Annotated in this window: 13 protein-coding genes; 11 read left to right on the top strand and 2 right to left on the bottom strand. The window is 63.3% G+C overall.

The annotated features are described in order from the left end of the window. Positions 1-124: 124 nt before the first annotated feature. Positions 125-883, bottom strand: coding sequence for an arylesterase (locus tag RZS28_RS03130; protein ID WP_407339754.1), 759 nt, complete (start codon positions 881-883; stop codon positions 125-127). Between RZS28_RS03130 and RZS28_RS03125 the strand changes: the two genes are divergently transcribed. The 6 genes from RZS28_RS03125 (at position 877) to RZS28_RS03100 (ending at position 6,566) form a co-directional block, all read left to right on the top strand. Continuing rightward, the gene (locus tag RZS28_RS03125) at positions 877-1,590 is read left to right on the top strand and encodes an ABC transporter ATP-binding protein (RefSeq protein ID WP_407339753.1); all 714 of its coding nucleotides are present in this window, start codon (positions 877-879) and stop codon (positions 1,588-1,590) included. The two genes, RZS28_RS03130 and RZS28_RS03125, sit on opposite strands and share 7 nt — an antisense overlap. A gap of 92 nt (positions 1,591-1,682) precedes the next feature. After that, a complete protein-coding gene (locus RZS28_RS03120; protein ID WP_407339752.1) occupies positions 1,683-2,117 on the top strand; it encodes a YeeE/YedE family protein in 435 nt (144 codons plus the stop codon). Beyond that, entirely contained in the window at positions 2,114-2,581 is a 468-nt protein-coding gene (locus RZS28_RS03115; protein WP_407339751.1) for a DUF6691 family protein, read from the top strand. Before RZS28_RS03120 ends, RZS28_RS03115 begins: the two co-directional genes overlap by 4 nt. A 24-nt stretch (positions 2,582-2,605) precedes the next feature. After that, a complete protein-coding gene (locus tag RZS28_RS03110; protein WP_407339750.1) occupies positions 2,606-2,944 on the top strand; it encodes a cupin domain-containing protein in 339 nt (112 codons plus the stop codon). Between the two features lie 51 nt (positions 2,945-2,995). Then, positions 2,996-5,608: an ABC transporter permease gene (locus tag RZS28_RS03105; protein WP_407339749.1), complete on the top strand. Its 2,613-nt coding sequence runs from the start codon at positions 2,996-2,998 to the stop codon at positions 5,606-5,608. A 172-nt stretch (positions 5,609-5,780) separates the two neighbouring features. Beyond that, a complete protein-coding gene (locus tag RZS28_RS03100; RefSeq protein ID WP_407339748.1) occupies positions 5,781-6,566 on the top strand; it encodes a Bax inhibitor-1/YccA family protein in 786 nt (261 codons plus the stop codon). A gap of 92 nt (positions 6,567-6,658) precedes the next feature. Here RZS28_RS03100 and RZS28_RS03095 read toward each other — a convergent pair whose 3' ends face one another. Further along, on the bottom strand, positions 6,659-7,081 hold the full coding sequence (locus RZS28_RS03095; RefSeq protein ID WP_407339747.1) for a DUF2794 domain-containing protein: 423 nt from the start codon (positions 7,079-7,081) through the stop codon (positions 6,659-6,661). Positions 7,082-7,413: 332 nt separating this feature from the next. On the opposite strand from RZS28_RS03095, the gene htpG reads away from it, so the two are divergent. The 5 genes from htpG to clpB all read left to right on the top strand — a co-directional run bounded on the left by htpG (position 7,414) and on the right by clpB (position 15,045). Next, entirely contained in the window at positions 7,414-9,348 is a 1,935-nt protein-coding gene (gene htpG / locus RZS28_RS03090) for a molecular chaperone HtpG (RefSeq protein ID WP_407339746.1), read from the top strand. A 4-nt stretch (positions 9,349-9,352) separates the two neighbouring features. Further along, on the top strand, positions 9,353-10,255 hold the full coding sequence (prmC, locus tag RZS28_RS03085; RefSeq protein WP_407339745.1) for a peptide chain release factor N(5)-glutamine methyltransferase: 903 nt from the start codon (positions 9,353-9,355) through the stop codon (positions 10,253-10,255). A 435-nt stretch (positions 10,256-10,690) separates the two neighbouring features. Then, positions 10,691-11,623 (top strand): DUF4167 domain-containing protein, encoded by a 933-nt coding sequence (locus RZS28_RS03080; protein WP_407339744.1) that lies wholly within the window; start codon positions 10,691-10,693, stop codon positions 11,621-11,623. Positions 11,624-11,741: 118 nt separating this feature from the next. Then, the gene (locus RZS28_RS03075) at positions 11,742-11,993 is read left to right on the top strand and encodes a GCG_CRPN prefix-to-repeats domain-containing protein (RefSeq protein WP_407339743.1); all 252 of its coding nucleotides are present in this window, start codon (positions 11,742-11,744) and stop codon (positions 11,991-11,993) included. Positions 11,994-12,450: 457 nt separating this feature from the next. Beyond that, positions 12,451-15,045 (top strand): ATP-dependent chaperone ClpB, encoded by a 2,595-nt coding sequence (gene clpB / locus RZS28_RS03070; RefSeq protein WP_407339742.1) that lies wholly within the window; start codon positions 12,451-12,453, stop codon positions 15,043-15,045. Positions 15,046-15,101: the final 56 nt, after the last annotated feature.

Raw genomic sequence — 15,101 nt, 5'->3', positions numbered from 1 at the left:
CCAGATTCGCATGCAACGGAAAATCATGTCTGGAATAAAGTGACGAGACCGAGGGCTTATCCCGAAAAAATTGATCGACCTTTTCGGCGCCGAGCGCCGGCTCCTTGAATTTGGACGACGCGTTCTACCGGGCGACAACGGCTTTCTCGCCAAGCTGGCCGAGGAATGCCCTGGCGCTCGGGAGAATGCCTTGCACGATGCGGTCGACGCCGGCGGAATTGGGGTGCAGGCCGTCATTTAGCCTTAGGCCCCGCTCGCCCGCCACGCCGTCGAGAAAAAACGGATAGAGCGGCGCGCCATATTTGGCGGCGAGATCCGGATAGATCGCATCGAAGCGGGCCTTGTACTCCTTGCCGAGGCTCGGCGTCGCCTTCATGCCGGCGATCAGGACTTTGATGTCGTGGGCTTTGAGCTCCGCCAGGATGGAGTCGAGCGCGGCTTTCGTCACGTCGGGGTCGATCCCCCGCAGCATGTCATTCGCCCCAAGCTCCAAGATGACGCCATCGGCGCCGTCGGAGAGGGTCCACGCGAGCCTCGCGAGCCCTCCCGAGGCGGTGTCGCCCGAGACGCCGGCATTGACGATGGCGACGCGATAGCCTTCCTTGCGGAGCGCGGCTTCCAGCACTGCGGGAAAAGCGTCGGCGGCCGGCAAATTATAGCCGGCCGAAAGACTGTCCCCAAAGGCGATCAGTTTGAGCGTGGGAGAGTCTTCCGCAGCGCGCGCTATTTGCGGATATAAAGCCGCCGCAAGCAGCAGGGCTGCCGATGATTGGAGAAAAGCGCGGCGGTCCCCATATAGAGCAGGCTCCGATCGCGCCGTCGGGGCCGCCGGCTGGCGCTGGATCTTGTCTCGATGGGTTTGAAGGGCGATTTCGAATGGCATTAGTGAATGAACCGGCGGTTGAACTCGAAAACGTGCATTTGAGCCTCGGCCGGGGCGCCGCGCGGGTTCATATTCTCAAGGGAATTTCCCTGACGATAAGCCGAGGCGAAACCGTCGGTCTGGTCGGGCCTTCGGGTTCGGGCAAATCCACGCTCCTCATGATCATGGCCGGTCTCGAGCGGCCGGACGCCGGCGTGGTGAAGGTGGATGGGGCGGGGCTCAACCGCCTCGACGAGGATGCGCTGGCGCGGTTTCGCGGCGCCCGAATTGGCATTGTGTTCCAATCCTTTCACCTCATCCCGACCATGACCGCTCTCGAAAATGTCGCGATTCCGCTCGAGCTCGCGGGCGCGCCTTACGCCTTCGAGCGCGCGGCGCAGGAGCTTGAGGCGGTCGGGCTCAAAGATAGGCGCGCGCACTATCCGGCGCAACTCTCGGGCGGCGAGCAGCAGCGCGTCGCGCTCGCCCGCGCTTTGGCCCCCAATCCGTCCATCCTCGTCGCCGACGAGCCGACCGGCAATCTCGACGAGTCGACCGGCCAGAGCATTATCGAACTGATGTTCGCCCTGAAGAGGGATCGCGGCGCCACTTTGATCCTCGTCACGCATGACCTCGCGCTCGCGGCCAAATGCGACCGCAAGATCAGGCTGCGCTCCGGCCGCATCGAAGAGGCCGTCGAGACGCTCTGGCCGAAATTGACCGCGTGAATCCGGCCGCGGCCGCGCAAGCTTGCCCGCTGGGGCGTTTTCCGGCAGAAGCTCTATCCAATTTACCGAATTTAAGGACTTTGGAATGGCTCATGGCTAGCTTCATTTCGCAGACTTACCTGCAATCTTTGGCGGGCGGCGCTCTGATCGGCCTCGCCAGCGCCCTCTATCTGCTTTTCGATGGCCGCATCGCCGGCGTCAGCTCCGTCGTGAGCGGCGCCATTAGCGTTACGGGCGAAAATCAGCTTCGAAATATCGCCTTCGTCGCCGGCCTCATCCTTGGTCCGGTCCTTTATCGTCTTGGCTTCGGCGCATGGCCGATCGTTCATATTGAAGCCAAGCTCTGGACTATGGCGCTCGCCGGTTTTCTCGTCGGCTTCGGCGCACGGCTCGGGTCTGGCTGCACCGCCGGCCATGGCGTCTGCGGGCTCGCGCGCCTGTCGCCGAGATCGATGGCCGCGGTCGCGACTTTCCTTGTCGTCGGCATGCTCACGGTCGCCGTGATGAACGTCTTGGGGGCGTCATGAAAGCAAATGTAAGGGCGCAGAGTTTCGCGGCGCTCGGCGTCGGCGCGATTTTTGGTTTCGGCCTATCCCTTTCCGGGATGCTCGACCCGGCGCGGGTGCGCGGTTTCCTCGACATTGCAGGCCATTTCGATCCGAGCCTCGGCTTTGTTCTCGCCGGCGCGGTCGCGGTCTCCGGCCTTGGCTATCTTATTTCGCGGCGGCTGCCTCGGCCGGCGCTCGACGCCTCTTTTCACCTGCCTAAAAGGAAAGACATCGATCGAAGGCTTTTGATCGGCGCGGCGATTTTCGGAGTCGGCTGGGGCGCCGCGGGGCTCTGTCCGGGACCGGCGATCGCCTCTCTCGCGCTCGGAATCGCTCCAATATTTCTCTTCACCGCTATGATGCTGCTCGGCGTCGCCATCCATGATCACTGGCCGGAAACTTGGCGGCAGCGGGCCCGCAAGGACGCCGATGCGCAAGCTTGAACGGTCCATTCCCTGCCGCCGCTCATGACCGGAGCGCCAGTTAATCTCGTCGAACTCGGGCCCGATGATGCGGGCGAGGAGCATTTCGTCACGCTCGTCGAGTCCGCCAATGTGAAGATAGAGCGGATAGTCTCCAGCGGACAGGCGAGCCCCGCCGGGTTCTGGTACGATCAGCCCTGGGCGGAATGGGTCATGGTGCTGGCGGGGTCGGCCGGGCTGCGCTTCGACGGCGAGGCGGAGATCATGGTCTTGCGCGCGGGCGATCATGTCCTCATTCCGGCGCGACAGAAACATCGCGTCGAATGGACCGACGCGAGCCGCGCCACCGTCTGGCTCGCTGTACACTATGCTGAAAGCGGATGAGCCGCGATCAAACGCCCACAAAGTTCATCTCTCTCTGCGGAACCGCCCCCCATGGAATTGCACGAATCTGCGTCCCGGCTCGCCAGCGCCCTAGGCGCGCCGATAAAGCAGAGATTACGCCTGCCGCTGGTTTTGCGCGCAGCCTTGCGTGATTTTCGCGGCGGCTTGCGTGGATTTGGGATTTTTCTGACCTGCATCGCCCTGGGCGTGGCGGCCATCGCCGGCGTCGGCTCGGTCTCGCTGTCGCTCGGCGACGGCCTCGCGGCCAAGGGTCGCGCAATTCTGGGCGGCGATGTCTCGTTTGATCTCGCCCAGCGCGAGCTGAAAGATCCGGAGCGCGATTTCCTGGCCTCGCATGGGCGGCTGTCCGGGGTCGCCATCATGCGCGCCATGGCGCGGCGCGAGGGCGGCGAGGCGGCCCTCATCGAGATCAAAGCCGTCGATCGCGCCTATCCGATGGCGGGCGAAGCCGTGCTTGATCCGGCGCAGAGCCTGTCCGCCGCGCTCGAAGAGAGCAACGGCGTCTATGGGATCGCGGCGGACGCGGCATTGCCCGCAAGGCTTGGCCTCTCGCTCGGCGACCGTCTCGATATTGGCGACGCGCATTTCGAATTGCGCGCCGTGCTTGTCGCCGAGCCCGATCAGCTCGCGGCGGGCATAGGATTCGGACCGCGCGTCTTGATGACCGACACGGCGTTGCGCGCGACTGGCTTGCTGCAACCCGGGTCTCTCGTCAGATGGCTCTATCGCGTCGCGCTTGGAGACGGCGGCGCGTCGCCGGCAAGCGACGCGGAGGTCGAAAGCTTTGTCGCGGCTGCCCAGAAGGCTTTCCCGGATGCGGGCTGGGAGACGCGCACGCGGAAAAATATCTCCCCCCAATTTTCCCGCAATCTCGATCGCTTCACCCAGTTTCTCACCCTCGTCGGCTTGACCTCCCTGATCATCGGAGGAGTCGGCGTCGCCAATGCGATCCGCGGCTATGTCGAGCGCAAGCGGACGACGATCGCAATCCTCAAGTCGCTTGGCGCGACCGGCTCCACGGTCTTTGCTCTGATGTTGACGCAAATGCTTCTGGTCGCGAGCCTCGGTCTTGCAATCGGCGCCGTGATCGGCGCCGCTTTGCCTTTCGTCGCGGCTTGGGGCTTTGGGGCGATGATCCCGTTTCCGATCGCGCCCGCCATTCATCCGGCGGCAATCGGTCAGGGGGTCCTTTACGGCTTGCTGACAGCGCTCGCCTTTTCGATGGAGCCGCTGGGCCGCGCCCATGACGCGCCGGTGCAGGCCGTTTTTCGCGACGAAATCGAGCCGAGCCGAGCGCGGCCGAGACTCCGCTACATCGTCTTTACCTTGGCGGCCGCAGTCAGCCTCATTGCGGCGGTGTTCGCCTTTACCGCCGACCGCACGCTCGCCTGGATCTATTTGGCCGCGACTCTCGCCGCCTTCGCGCTGCTGCGCGGGATCGCGCTTTTGATCATGGCGGGCGCGCGCCGGCTGCCACGCGCGCGACACGTCGCCTTGCGGCTGGCGGTCGCGAATATCCATCGGCCCGGCGCGCTCACGCCGTCGGTCGTGCTCTCGCTCGGGCTCGGCCTCGCCCTTCTCGTCGCATTGACCCTGATCGACGGCAATATCCGCGCCGAGCTCAAGGCCGGCCTTCCAGGCGCTACTCCGAGCTTTTTCTTCCTCGACATCCAGAACGCGAAGGCCGGAGCCTTCGCCGAGTTTCTGCAGGCCCATGCGCCGGATGGAAAAATCGCCTTCGCGCCAATGCTGCGCGGCCGCATCGTCAAGCTCAACGGGCTTGCCGCCGATGCGGCCCAGCCGAAGGCAAGCGCGGCCTGGGTGCTGCAAGGCGATCGCGGGATCACCTTCGCCGAATCCGTTCCAGAGGGATCCGTGATCGTGAAAGGCGCCTGGTGGCCGAGCGATTACAAAGGGCCGCCCTTGATTTCACTGGAGAGCGATGTCGCCGACGGGCTCGGGCTTGAGGTTGGCGATGAGATCACGGTTAACGTCCTCGGCCGCAACATTGCCGGCAAGATCGCCAATACGCGCAAGGTCAATTGGCGCACATTCGGCATCAATTTCGTGCTCGTCTTCTCGCCGAACAGCTTCGCCGGCGCGCCGTATGGCGATCTTGCGACGCTGACCTTTCCCGATGGCGGAAACTCCAGCGGAGAATTGGCTTTGCTGCGCGAGACGGCGCAGGCCTTTCCGGCGGTGACGACCATCCGCGTGAAGGACGCGCTCGAGGCGGCGAGCCAGCTCGTCGGGCAGCTCGCGATCGCCGTCCGGGGCGCGTCGAGCGTCGCGCTTCTGGCCTCGATCCTGGTTTTGGGCGGCGCGCTGGCGGCGGGCCGGCAAGCCCGCACGCATGACGCCGTCGTGCTCAAGACGCTTGGGGCGACGCGGACGCGCCTCCTCGCCGCTTTTCTCTACGAATACGGCCTCATCGGGCTTTGCACGGCTTTGTTCGGCATGGCGGCCGGAGGCGCAGCCGCTTTTGCGATCGTGCGCCATGTCATGAATCTCGATTTCGCCTGGCTCTGGCCGCAAGCCTTGACGGCCGCCGCCGCGGCGCTCGTCGTCACCATTTTCCTAGGGCTTCTCGGGACCTGGCGCATCCTGGGCCGCAAGCCCGCGCCCTATTTGCGCGACCTTTAGCCGGGGCGCTTAACGGGGAAAATCTCGAAAATCTCCCCTGATTGGATTAAGGATAGTTCATCCGCCGCGCCCTTGTGCGGATCTCGCCGCTGCGCCATATTAGCTGCGACGCTGATCCTGCACAGGCAGCGGCCGGAGGCGGTCAAGCCTCCACAAACATTTAGAGGAAAACATGTCCGACTTCGACCGTAACGCAGGCGCCCGCTGGGGGCAGGGCGTAGCACGGGCCGGTCGCGCCGAAATCGACCAAGGCCTGCGCACCTATATGCTGGGCGTCTACAACAACATGGTGGTGGGCCTCGCCCTCACTGGTTTGGTGGCGCTTGCTGTCAATATGCTCGCCGTCACCAGCGATCCCTCGCTGGCGGCAGCCCATATGGGGCGCATCTCGCTGACGCAGTTTGGCGTGACGCTTTACGGCACCCCGCTTAAATATGTCGTGATGCTGGCGCCGCTCGCTTTCGTGTTCTTTTTCTCGTTCCGCATCAATCAGATGTCGGCTTCGGCCGCGCGGACGCTTTTCTTCGTCTTCGCGGGGACGATGGGCCTGTCCCTTTCGACGCTTCTGCTCGTCTATACGGGGAGTTCGGTGGCGCGCGCCTTCTTCGTGACGGCGGCGGCTTTCGGCGGCCTGAGCCTCTATGGCTACACAACGCGGCGTGATCTGTCGCCGATTGGGTCCTTCCTTATCATGGGCCTTATCGGCCTCGTCATCGCGAGCCTCGTCAACCTGTTCGTGCAGAGCAGCGGGTTCCAGTTCGGCCTCTCGATCCTGTCCGTCCTGATCTTCTCGGGCCTCACCGCCTGGGATACGCAAGCGATCAAGGAAATGTATTACGCCGGCGACGGCTTCGAGGTCGCGACGAAGAAATCCGTGAACGGCGCTTTGATGCTCTATCTGGATTTCATCAACATCTTCCAGTCGCTCCTGTTCCTGACAGGTTCGCGCAACGACTGACGAAAAGGGATTTGCTCCCGAAAAGGCTCCGTGCAAGCGGGGCCTTTTTTCGTTTTGCGACGGCCCGTCCAAGCAGATGAGGCGCTGTGAACTCAGCCGGAAACCAGCTTCAGGCGCTTGTCGAGAACCGCGATGACTCGGCGCAATTCATGGCCGCGCTTGAGAATGAGCCCCGTCGCCGTCACCACCGCATAGGAGCCCTGCTTGCGGGCAAGCTTGGGGTTTTTCTCGATCCGATACAGAGCGCATTCCGAGGCGCGCCGGTAAATTGAGAAAACCGCCTTTTGGGCCGTGAAATCGATCGCGTAGTCGCGCCATTCCCCATCTGCGACCTTGCGGCCGTAGAGATTGAGGATCTCGCGCAATTCGTTGCGGTCAAAAGAGACGGTCTCCGTCGCGCCGCATGCGGCGGTTGGGCTAATGCTGAGCGAGCCTGAAACGGGCCGATGAGCGTCCTTCGCCTGTCCGGCGAAGTCCAGGGCGCGAATATCTTCGCTTGGCTCCAAGTCGCTCATGGGTCTTCGATGCTCATGGCGCTTCTCTTAGCGCATTATGATGATAATTGCCCGCCGGACCGTTGACGGCAAGCGTTATCTTGACGGTTTTGCGACATCCTCGGCTCGCCGCCAAATGTTGCGCGCCGGCGCATAGCGTATCCCGCCTTTCGTCCCGCTTTGCGAAAACGGTTGGGGCGATCGCGCTTGCATCCCGGCGACGCAAACGCAATATCTGCGCTGATGGTCGGCCACGCGCCTTGTTTGGGCGGGCAGGGGGCGATTGCGCGGGCGCGAAGCCCTTTTGAGCCGCTGTCGATCGGCGAAACCATTGAACCGGAGGGATGTTGGAAATGTCTGAAGCTGCGGGCCACACGCGAGCCTTTCAAGCTGATGTCGCTAGGCTTTTGCATTTGATGGTGCATTCGGTCTATTCCGACCGGGATATTTTCCTGCGCGAGCTTCTCTCCAACGCCGCCGACGCCTGCGAGAAATTGCGTTACGAAGCGCTCGCCGATCCGGCGCTTGCCGCCGCGCCTTTCGCGATCACGATCAGCATCGACAAGGACGCGCAAAAGCTCGCGATCGAGGACAATGGAATCGGGATGTCCGAGGACGATCTCGCCGATTCGCTCGGCACGATCGCGCGCTCCGGGACAAGAGCCTTTCTCGATCGGGTCAGCGCCGACGGCCAAGGAGCCAGCGCCGCGAAGGAAGGCGAAGAGAGCGCGGGCCCCGCGGTCGATCTGATCGGCCAATTCGGCATCGGCTTCTATTCGGCCTTCATGGTCGCCGATCACGTCGATGTCCTGACGCGCCGCGCTGGCTCCAACGAGGCTTTCCTTTGGCGTTCGGACGGCAAAGGCAGTTTCTCGATCGCGCCGCTGCCGCTCGAAGAGGCGCCGGTCCATGGGACGCGCGTGATCCTGCATCTGAATGACGCCTCCAAGGACTATCTCGAACCCGGCCGGATCGAACAGATCGTGCGCGAGCATTTGAGCGCCCTCACGGCGCCGATCGAACTGGTCGAATCCAAAGGCGCCGAGCCGCGCCGGCTGACCGATGGCGCGGCGCTCTGGACGAAGCCGAAGAGCGCGATCTCCGAGCATGATTACACGGAATTTTATCGCGACCTTGCGCGTCAGTTCGACGAGCCCGCGCTGACCGTGCATTGGCGCGCCGAGGGCCGCCATGAATATGCGGTCCTCGCCTTTATCCCCGGATCGCGGCCGCTCGATCTGTTCGATCCGGCGCGCCAGGGGCGGGCGAAGCTTTACGTCCGTCATGTCTTGATCACGGATGACGCCGAGGTCTTGCCGAGATGGCTGCGCTTCGTGCGCCTCGTCGTCGATTCGGCCGATCTTCCGCTCAATGTCTCGCGCGAGATGATCCAGGAGAGCCCGATCTTCGTCGCGATCAAGAAAGGCGTCGCGAACCGCATCCTGCAGGAGCTGACCAAGCTCGCCGAGAGCGAGCCGGAGAAATTCGCTTCAATCTGGGAGCATTTCGGCAGCGTGCTGAAGGAAGGCCTTTATGAGGATCCCGAAAAGCGCGACGCCCTGTTCGCCCTGGCGCGATTCGCGACCTCGACGCATCCTGAAGGAGGCAGAAGTCTCAAGGATTACGTCGCCGGGCTGCAGGAGAACCAGACGGCGATTTATTACCTCCTCGGCGAGGACGTGAAGCGGCTGGCGGCGAGCCCGCAGATCGAAGGGTTTCGCGCGCGAGGGATCGAGGTCTTGCTTTTGCCCGATCCGATCGACGCTTTCTGGGTCGCGACGGCGGTCGGCTTCGACGGCAAGCCTTTCAAGTCGGTGACGCAAGGCGCGGCCGACATCAAGTCCGTTCCGCTGCAGAAAAAGGAGGGCGAAGACGCCGCCTCCGAGGAGCCGCCCGCGGCGCGCCTCGCGACTCTCTTCGCCCTTATGAAACAGGTTCTGACCGATGCGGTCGAGGATGTGCGGGCCTCCGACCGGCTGTCCGAGAGTCCCGCCTGCCTCGTCGCCTCCGACCATGGGCCGGATCGGCGGCTTGAGCGGTTGCTCGCCGAGCACGGCCAGCTTGGCGCGACGACGAAGCCCGTGCTCGAAGTCAATCCGACGCATCCGCTGATCAAGGCGCTAGTTGGTCTCGTCGGGGGACCGGACAAGCAGAAGATCGAGGACATCATCTGGCTGCTCCTCGACGAGGCGCGGCTGATGGAAGGCGAAAAGCCTGCCGACGCGCCGCATTTCGCGACCCGGCTGACCCGGGTTCTGCTCGAGGCTGCGAGCCAGCCGGCGGCGTGAGGCCATGCGGTTGCGGCCCGATGAGGCGGTCGATGTCGGAAGCTCCACGCCGCGGGACGAGGCGCGGCGCGCGCTGGCGCGCGCCTTCGCGGCGGCTGAGATCGAGTCCGCCGAGCTCGACGCGCGCGTGCTTTTATGCGCCGCGCTCGGGATCGACCATGCGGGCCTGATCCGCGACCCTGACCGGCCGCTTGGCGACGCGGCGGCGCTTGTCGGCGCCTTCGCGTCGCGGCGGCTGCGTCGCGAGCCAGTGTCGCGGATCGTCGGCTACAAGGATTTCTGGGGCGCGCGATTCGAAATCAACGCCGCCGTTCTCGATCCTCGGCCCGACACCGAAACCTTGATCGAGGCGGCGCTCGACCATGTCGGCGGCGATCTCGGCAGGGATTGGCGGATTCTCGACCTCGGGGTGGGCTCTGGCGCTATTCTGTGCACGCTTTTGCAGTGCCTGCCGCGGTCATTCGGCGTCGGCGTGGACCTTTCGCCGACTGCTTGCGCGATCGCGCGCGGCAACCTCGAAGCGCTTGGGCTCGCGTCGCGCGGGGCGATCGTTTGCGGCGATTGGACAGGGTCTTTGCGCGGGCGGTTCGACCTGATTGCGTCGAATCCGCCCTATATCGCCCACGGCGAGATTCCCAGCCTGGGGCCGGAGGTGCGCGATTACGACCCGCGTCTCGCCCTCGACGGCGGCGAGGACGGCCTTGCCGCCTATCGCGAGATCATTCCGGCCTTGGCTGATCTGTTGGCGCCCGGCGGTGTGATCGCCTTCGAGCTCGGATCGGGTCAGCGCGCGGCGGTCGATGGGCTCTTGCGCGGCGCACGCCTCGCCGCATGCGAGGTGAGGCTTGATCTTGCCGGCCATGAACGCATCATCCTGGCCAAAGCAGAACCTCGAGCTCAACCGTGACATATTAGCAACGACGATCTCCGCAATCGAGATATTTTCCAAAAGGGTCTTGGCGTTTCACGCGAAAGCGGCTAGGTTCCACATCCAAGGATTACCTTTTGGCTCCCGATAGAGAGCGGCGGTAGGCGTCGAGATCCACTTTCTTTCCCAAGGTCGTTTTGCGGCCAGCGGTTTAGGTGTGATGTCCGCTTCCGGCTCCGAAGCGACGCTCGGCGCTACCGAGGTAAACGTCCCCAGACTCTTAGACTCTATTGGATCGAGGGTCGAAGATCAGCGCCGCGGCTAAGCCGCGAGCGCAGTCGTTAATGGCTGGAGAGCCTGACACCCGCTGGCGCCTTCGCGTTTATGAAAAAATGGTTCGACAAGAACCGTGAACGACTCGCCTTACCGGCGTTGCTCGACGGTTGCGGTTACGACGCCACTCAAGGATCATCGATGAGACCAGGACAGACGAACAAGCGCATGCGTGGCCGCCCCAACAATCGCAAGGGACCAAACCCTTTGACCCGTTCCTACGAGTCGAGCGGGCCCGATGTAAAAATACGCGGCACGGCGCATCATATCGGCGAGAAATATCTGCAGTTGGCGCGCGACGCTCAATCAGCGGGGGATCCGGTCACGGCGGAGAGCTATCTCCAGCACGCCGAGCATTATTTCCGGTTGATCGCCATGGCTCAGCAGGCGCAGCAACAGAGCGCGGTCGGCTACCAGCGGCAGCCGGGCGACGCCAGCGCGGACGAAATCGATGATGGCGATGATTTCGTCGGGATTCCCGACAGGTTTGCGTCTCCGGTGGAGCGCTTCGCGGCTTCGCCGCAACCAGCTTTCGCCCCCCAGACTCACCCAGGCGGTCAGCAGCCCAATCCTGACCGCCCTTTTTACCCCAATCCGGACAAGCAAGGTTTCGAACGTTCGGAACGCTCCGAACGCCCGCCGCGTCAGGATCGGCCTTATCAAGAGAAGAGCTATCAGGAAAGATCCTATTCGGACCGGCCCTATGCTGAGCGCAATGGCAATGGCTCGGGCCGTGAGCAGGAGAACAGGGGGCAGCGCGGCGGACGCGGTCCGCGCGACTATCGGGGAGACGGGGCGCCGCGCGGCGAATCGCGCGCTCCGGTCGAAGAGATCGAGAGAAATGGCCTTCCTGCTTTCATTACTGCTCCGGTTCGCCCGCAATCCGACGCGCTTGCAGTCGAATCGTCCGTCGAGACATTTCCCCCTGCCCTGGTCGATCAGCCCGAATCCGAGCGTGAGGTGAACGGCTTTCATCTGCGCCCGCGCCGCCGCCGCCGCAGCAAGGCGGAAATGGCGATCGATCAGGCGTCGAGCGGCGAAGAGAGCAACGCCAGGGATCCAGTCGGGGATTGAAGCGAACCCCCGTCGCGTTATTTCGCGGTGACGAAATTCGATTCCCCATATTCTTCTGCTTGTGCGCAGCGGCGAATAATGTTTTCGTCGCGCATTGGCGAAAGAGGGGTTTTTTTCCATGTTCGTAAAATTTTCGGCTGCCGCTGCGGCAGGCGTTGCGATGGCGCTGGCGTCCTCCCAGGCCGAGGCGGTTCCTGCTTCTCCCTTCAGCTTGGAGCAGCCGTCGCTCGTGATCCAAGTCGCCGGGGGCTGTGGCCTTGGCTGGCATCGCGGACCCTGGGGCGGCTGCCGCCGGAACTGGGGTCCCATTGGCCGTCGCTGCTGGTTCCAGCCAACGCCATGGGGACCACGCCGCGTCTGCCGGTGGTGATAGACAGGAGCCTGAAAACCCCGCTCGGCGGGGTTTTCTTTATTATGGCCTAACTGCGAAAGTGTAGGCGAGACGGTCCCTGCGGGTCGACCCTCCGACCCCGCCAATTGATGCGCTTTAGAGCATCTCCACAGCGCCCCCGATCGAAATCGCTCCGGCCTCTTTAGTGCGGGAGCGCGCAAAACGCGGCTTTTTGACTTGCCGCATTTTCTTTCAACTCTACTTGAGGTTCTCTCCGCGCGGCATGTTTGAGCTGCGACCGCGGAATTAATCCTTCGGCCCTTCCAAAATAGCCCGCTTGCGGCCGATGATCTGCGAAATCATTCCTTATCGAGGCACCCTACCGCTCGCAGGTTTTTTCCCTACATGTCTTTCGGAGGCCGCCGAAAGGGGCGCAATCGATTATGCCGCGACCATCGCTGCTTCGGAGCGGGGTCGTGGGCGGGAGGCATCAGTCATGAATTTCGAGAAATATACCGACAGGACGCGCGGGTTCGTCCAGAGCGCTCAGTCGCTCGCCCTTCGCGAAGGTCATCAGCAGTTTACGCCAGAACATATTTTGAAGGTTCTGCTCGATGATCCCGAGGGGCTCGCCGCGGGCCTTATCGACAGGGCGGGGGGCAGCTCGCGCGATGCGCTTGTCGCGACGGAGCTTGCTTTGGGCAAGCTGCCCAAGGTCCAGGGCTCGGGGGCCGGCCAGCTTTATATCGCGCCGACGACGGCGCGGATCTTCGATAATGCCGAAAAGATCGCGCAGAAGGCCGGGGATTCCTATGTCACGGTCGAGCGTCTTTTGCTCGCTCTCGCCATGGAGAAAAGCTCCGAGGCCGGCAAGATCCTCGAAAAGGCCGGGCTGACGCCGCAAAATCTCAACAAGGCCATTGAGGATCTGCGCAAGGGCCGCACCGCCGACAATGCGACGGCTGAAAACGCTTACGACGCCTTGAAGAAATACGCGCGTGATTTGACGGAGTCGGCGCGGTCCGGAAAGCTCGATCCGGTGATCGGCCGCGACGAGGAAATCAGGCGCACGATCCAGGTTCTGTCGCGGCGCACGAAGAATAATCCGGTTCTGATCGGCGAGCCCGGCGTCGGCAAGACCGCGATCGTCGAAGGACTCGCCTTGCGCATCGTCAATGGCGACGTGCCCGAAAGCCTGCGCGACAAGAAGCTTCTCGCCCTCGACATGGGATCGCTCATCGCCGGATCGAAATATCGCGGCGAGTTCGAGGAGAGGCTGAAAGCCATTCTGAGCGAGGTGACCGCGGCGGCTGGCGGAATCATCCTTTTCATCGATGAGATGCACACGCTCGTGGGCGCCGGCAAGACGGACGGCGCCATGGACGCGTCGAACCTTCTGAAGCCGGCTCTCGCGCGGGGGGAGCTTCACTGCATCGGCGCGACGACGCTCGACGAATATCGCAAGCATGTCGAGAAGGACGCCGCGCTCGCGCGAAGGTTCCAGCCGGTCTTCGTCTCCGAGCCGACCGTCGCCGATACGATCTCGATCTTGCGCGGCCTCAAGGAAAAATATGAATTGCACCACGGCGTGCGCATCACAGACGCGGCGATCGTCGCGGCGGCGACTTTGTCGCATCGCTATATCGCGGACCGTTTCCTGCCCGACAAAGCGATCGACCTCATCGACGAGGCGGCGGCGCGTCTGCGCATGCAAATCGATTCGAAGCCCGAAGAGCTTGATGAGCTCGACCGCCGGATCATTCAGCTGAAGATCGAGCAGGAGGCCTTGAAGAAGGAAACTGATCCAGCCTCAAAGGACCGCTTGGCGAGGCTTGAAGGCGAACTCGCCGAGCTCGAGGAGAAGTCGGTTTCGCTGACGGCGCGCTGGCGGGCCGAGAAGGACAAGCTCGGCTCGGAACAGAAGATCAAGGAGCAGCTGGAGAGCGCCCGCAACGAATTGGTGCAGGCGCAGCGCCGCGGCGAATATCAGCGCGCCGGCGAGCTCGCCTACGGGGTCATTCCCGAGCTCGAAAGACGGCTCGCCGAGATCGAGGCGAAGCGCGGCGACGTTCTCGTCGACGAGGCGGTGACGCCCGATCATGTCGCGCAGGTCGTCTCGCGCTGGACCGGCGTCCCGGTCGACAAAATGCTCGAGGGCGAGCGCGACAAGCTCTTGAAGATGGAGGAGGCGATCGGCAAGCGCGTCGTTGGCCAGGCCGAGGCGGTGAAGGCGGTCTCGACGGCGGTGCGCCGCGCCCGCGCGGGCTTGCAGGACCCGCATCGCCCGATCGGCTCCTTCATGTTCCTGGGGCCGACCGGCGTCGGCAAGACCGAGCTCACCAAGGCGCTCGCGGCTTTCCTTTTCGACGACGAAAACGCGCTGCTGCGCATCGACATGTCGGAATATATGGAGAAACATTCGGTCGCCAGGTTGATCGGCGCGCCTCCCGGCTATGTCGGCTATGAAGAGGGCGGCGCCCTGACCGAGGCGGTGCGCCGCAGGCCTTACCAAGTCTTGCTTTTCGACGAGATCGAAAAGGCCCATCCGGATGTGTTCAACATCCTTCTGCAAGTGCTCGACGACGGACGGCTGACCGATGGCCAGGGCCGCACTGTCGACTTCCGCAATGTGCTTATCGTGATGACCTCCAATCTCGGCGCCGATTTTCTGGTGCTGCAGAAGGATGGCGAGGATTCGAGCGCCGTCCACGCCGAGGTCATGCAGGTGGTGCGGGCGCATTTCCGCCCCGAGTTCCTGAATCGCATCGACGAGATCATCCTGTTCCATCGCCTGCGCCGCGAGGACATGGGGGCGATCGTCGACATCCAGTTCACGCGGCTCGCCAAGCTGCTGGAGGATCGCAAGATCACGCTGGAGCTTCGTCCCGAGGCGCGGGCGTGGCTGGCCGACAAGGGCTATGACCCGGCCTATGGCGCGCGGCCTTTGAAGCGGGTCATACAGAAAAACGTGCAGGATCCTTTGGCCGAGTTGATCCTGTCCGGCGCAATCCACGATGGCGAGAGGGTCGTGATCGGCGCGGATGCGAATGGACTCTTGATTGGCGATAGGGCGGCAGCTCACGCCGCCTAATAATGCGCGGCTGTGGTCGATCTCATGATCCGGGCCGATGAAAACTCATCCGCCCG

Source organism: Methylocapsa polymorpha (genome assembly GCF_045689225.1).
Taxonomy (GTDB): Bacteria; Pseudomonadota; Alphaproteobacteria; order Rhizobiales; family Beijerinckiaceae; genus Methylocapsa; species Methylocapsa polymorpha.
This window is presented reverse-complemented; position numbering and strand designations above follow the sequence as displayed.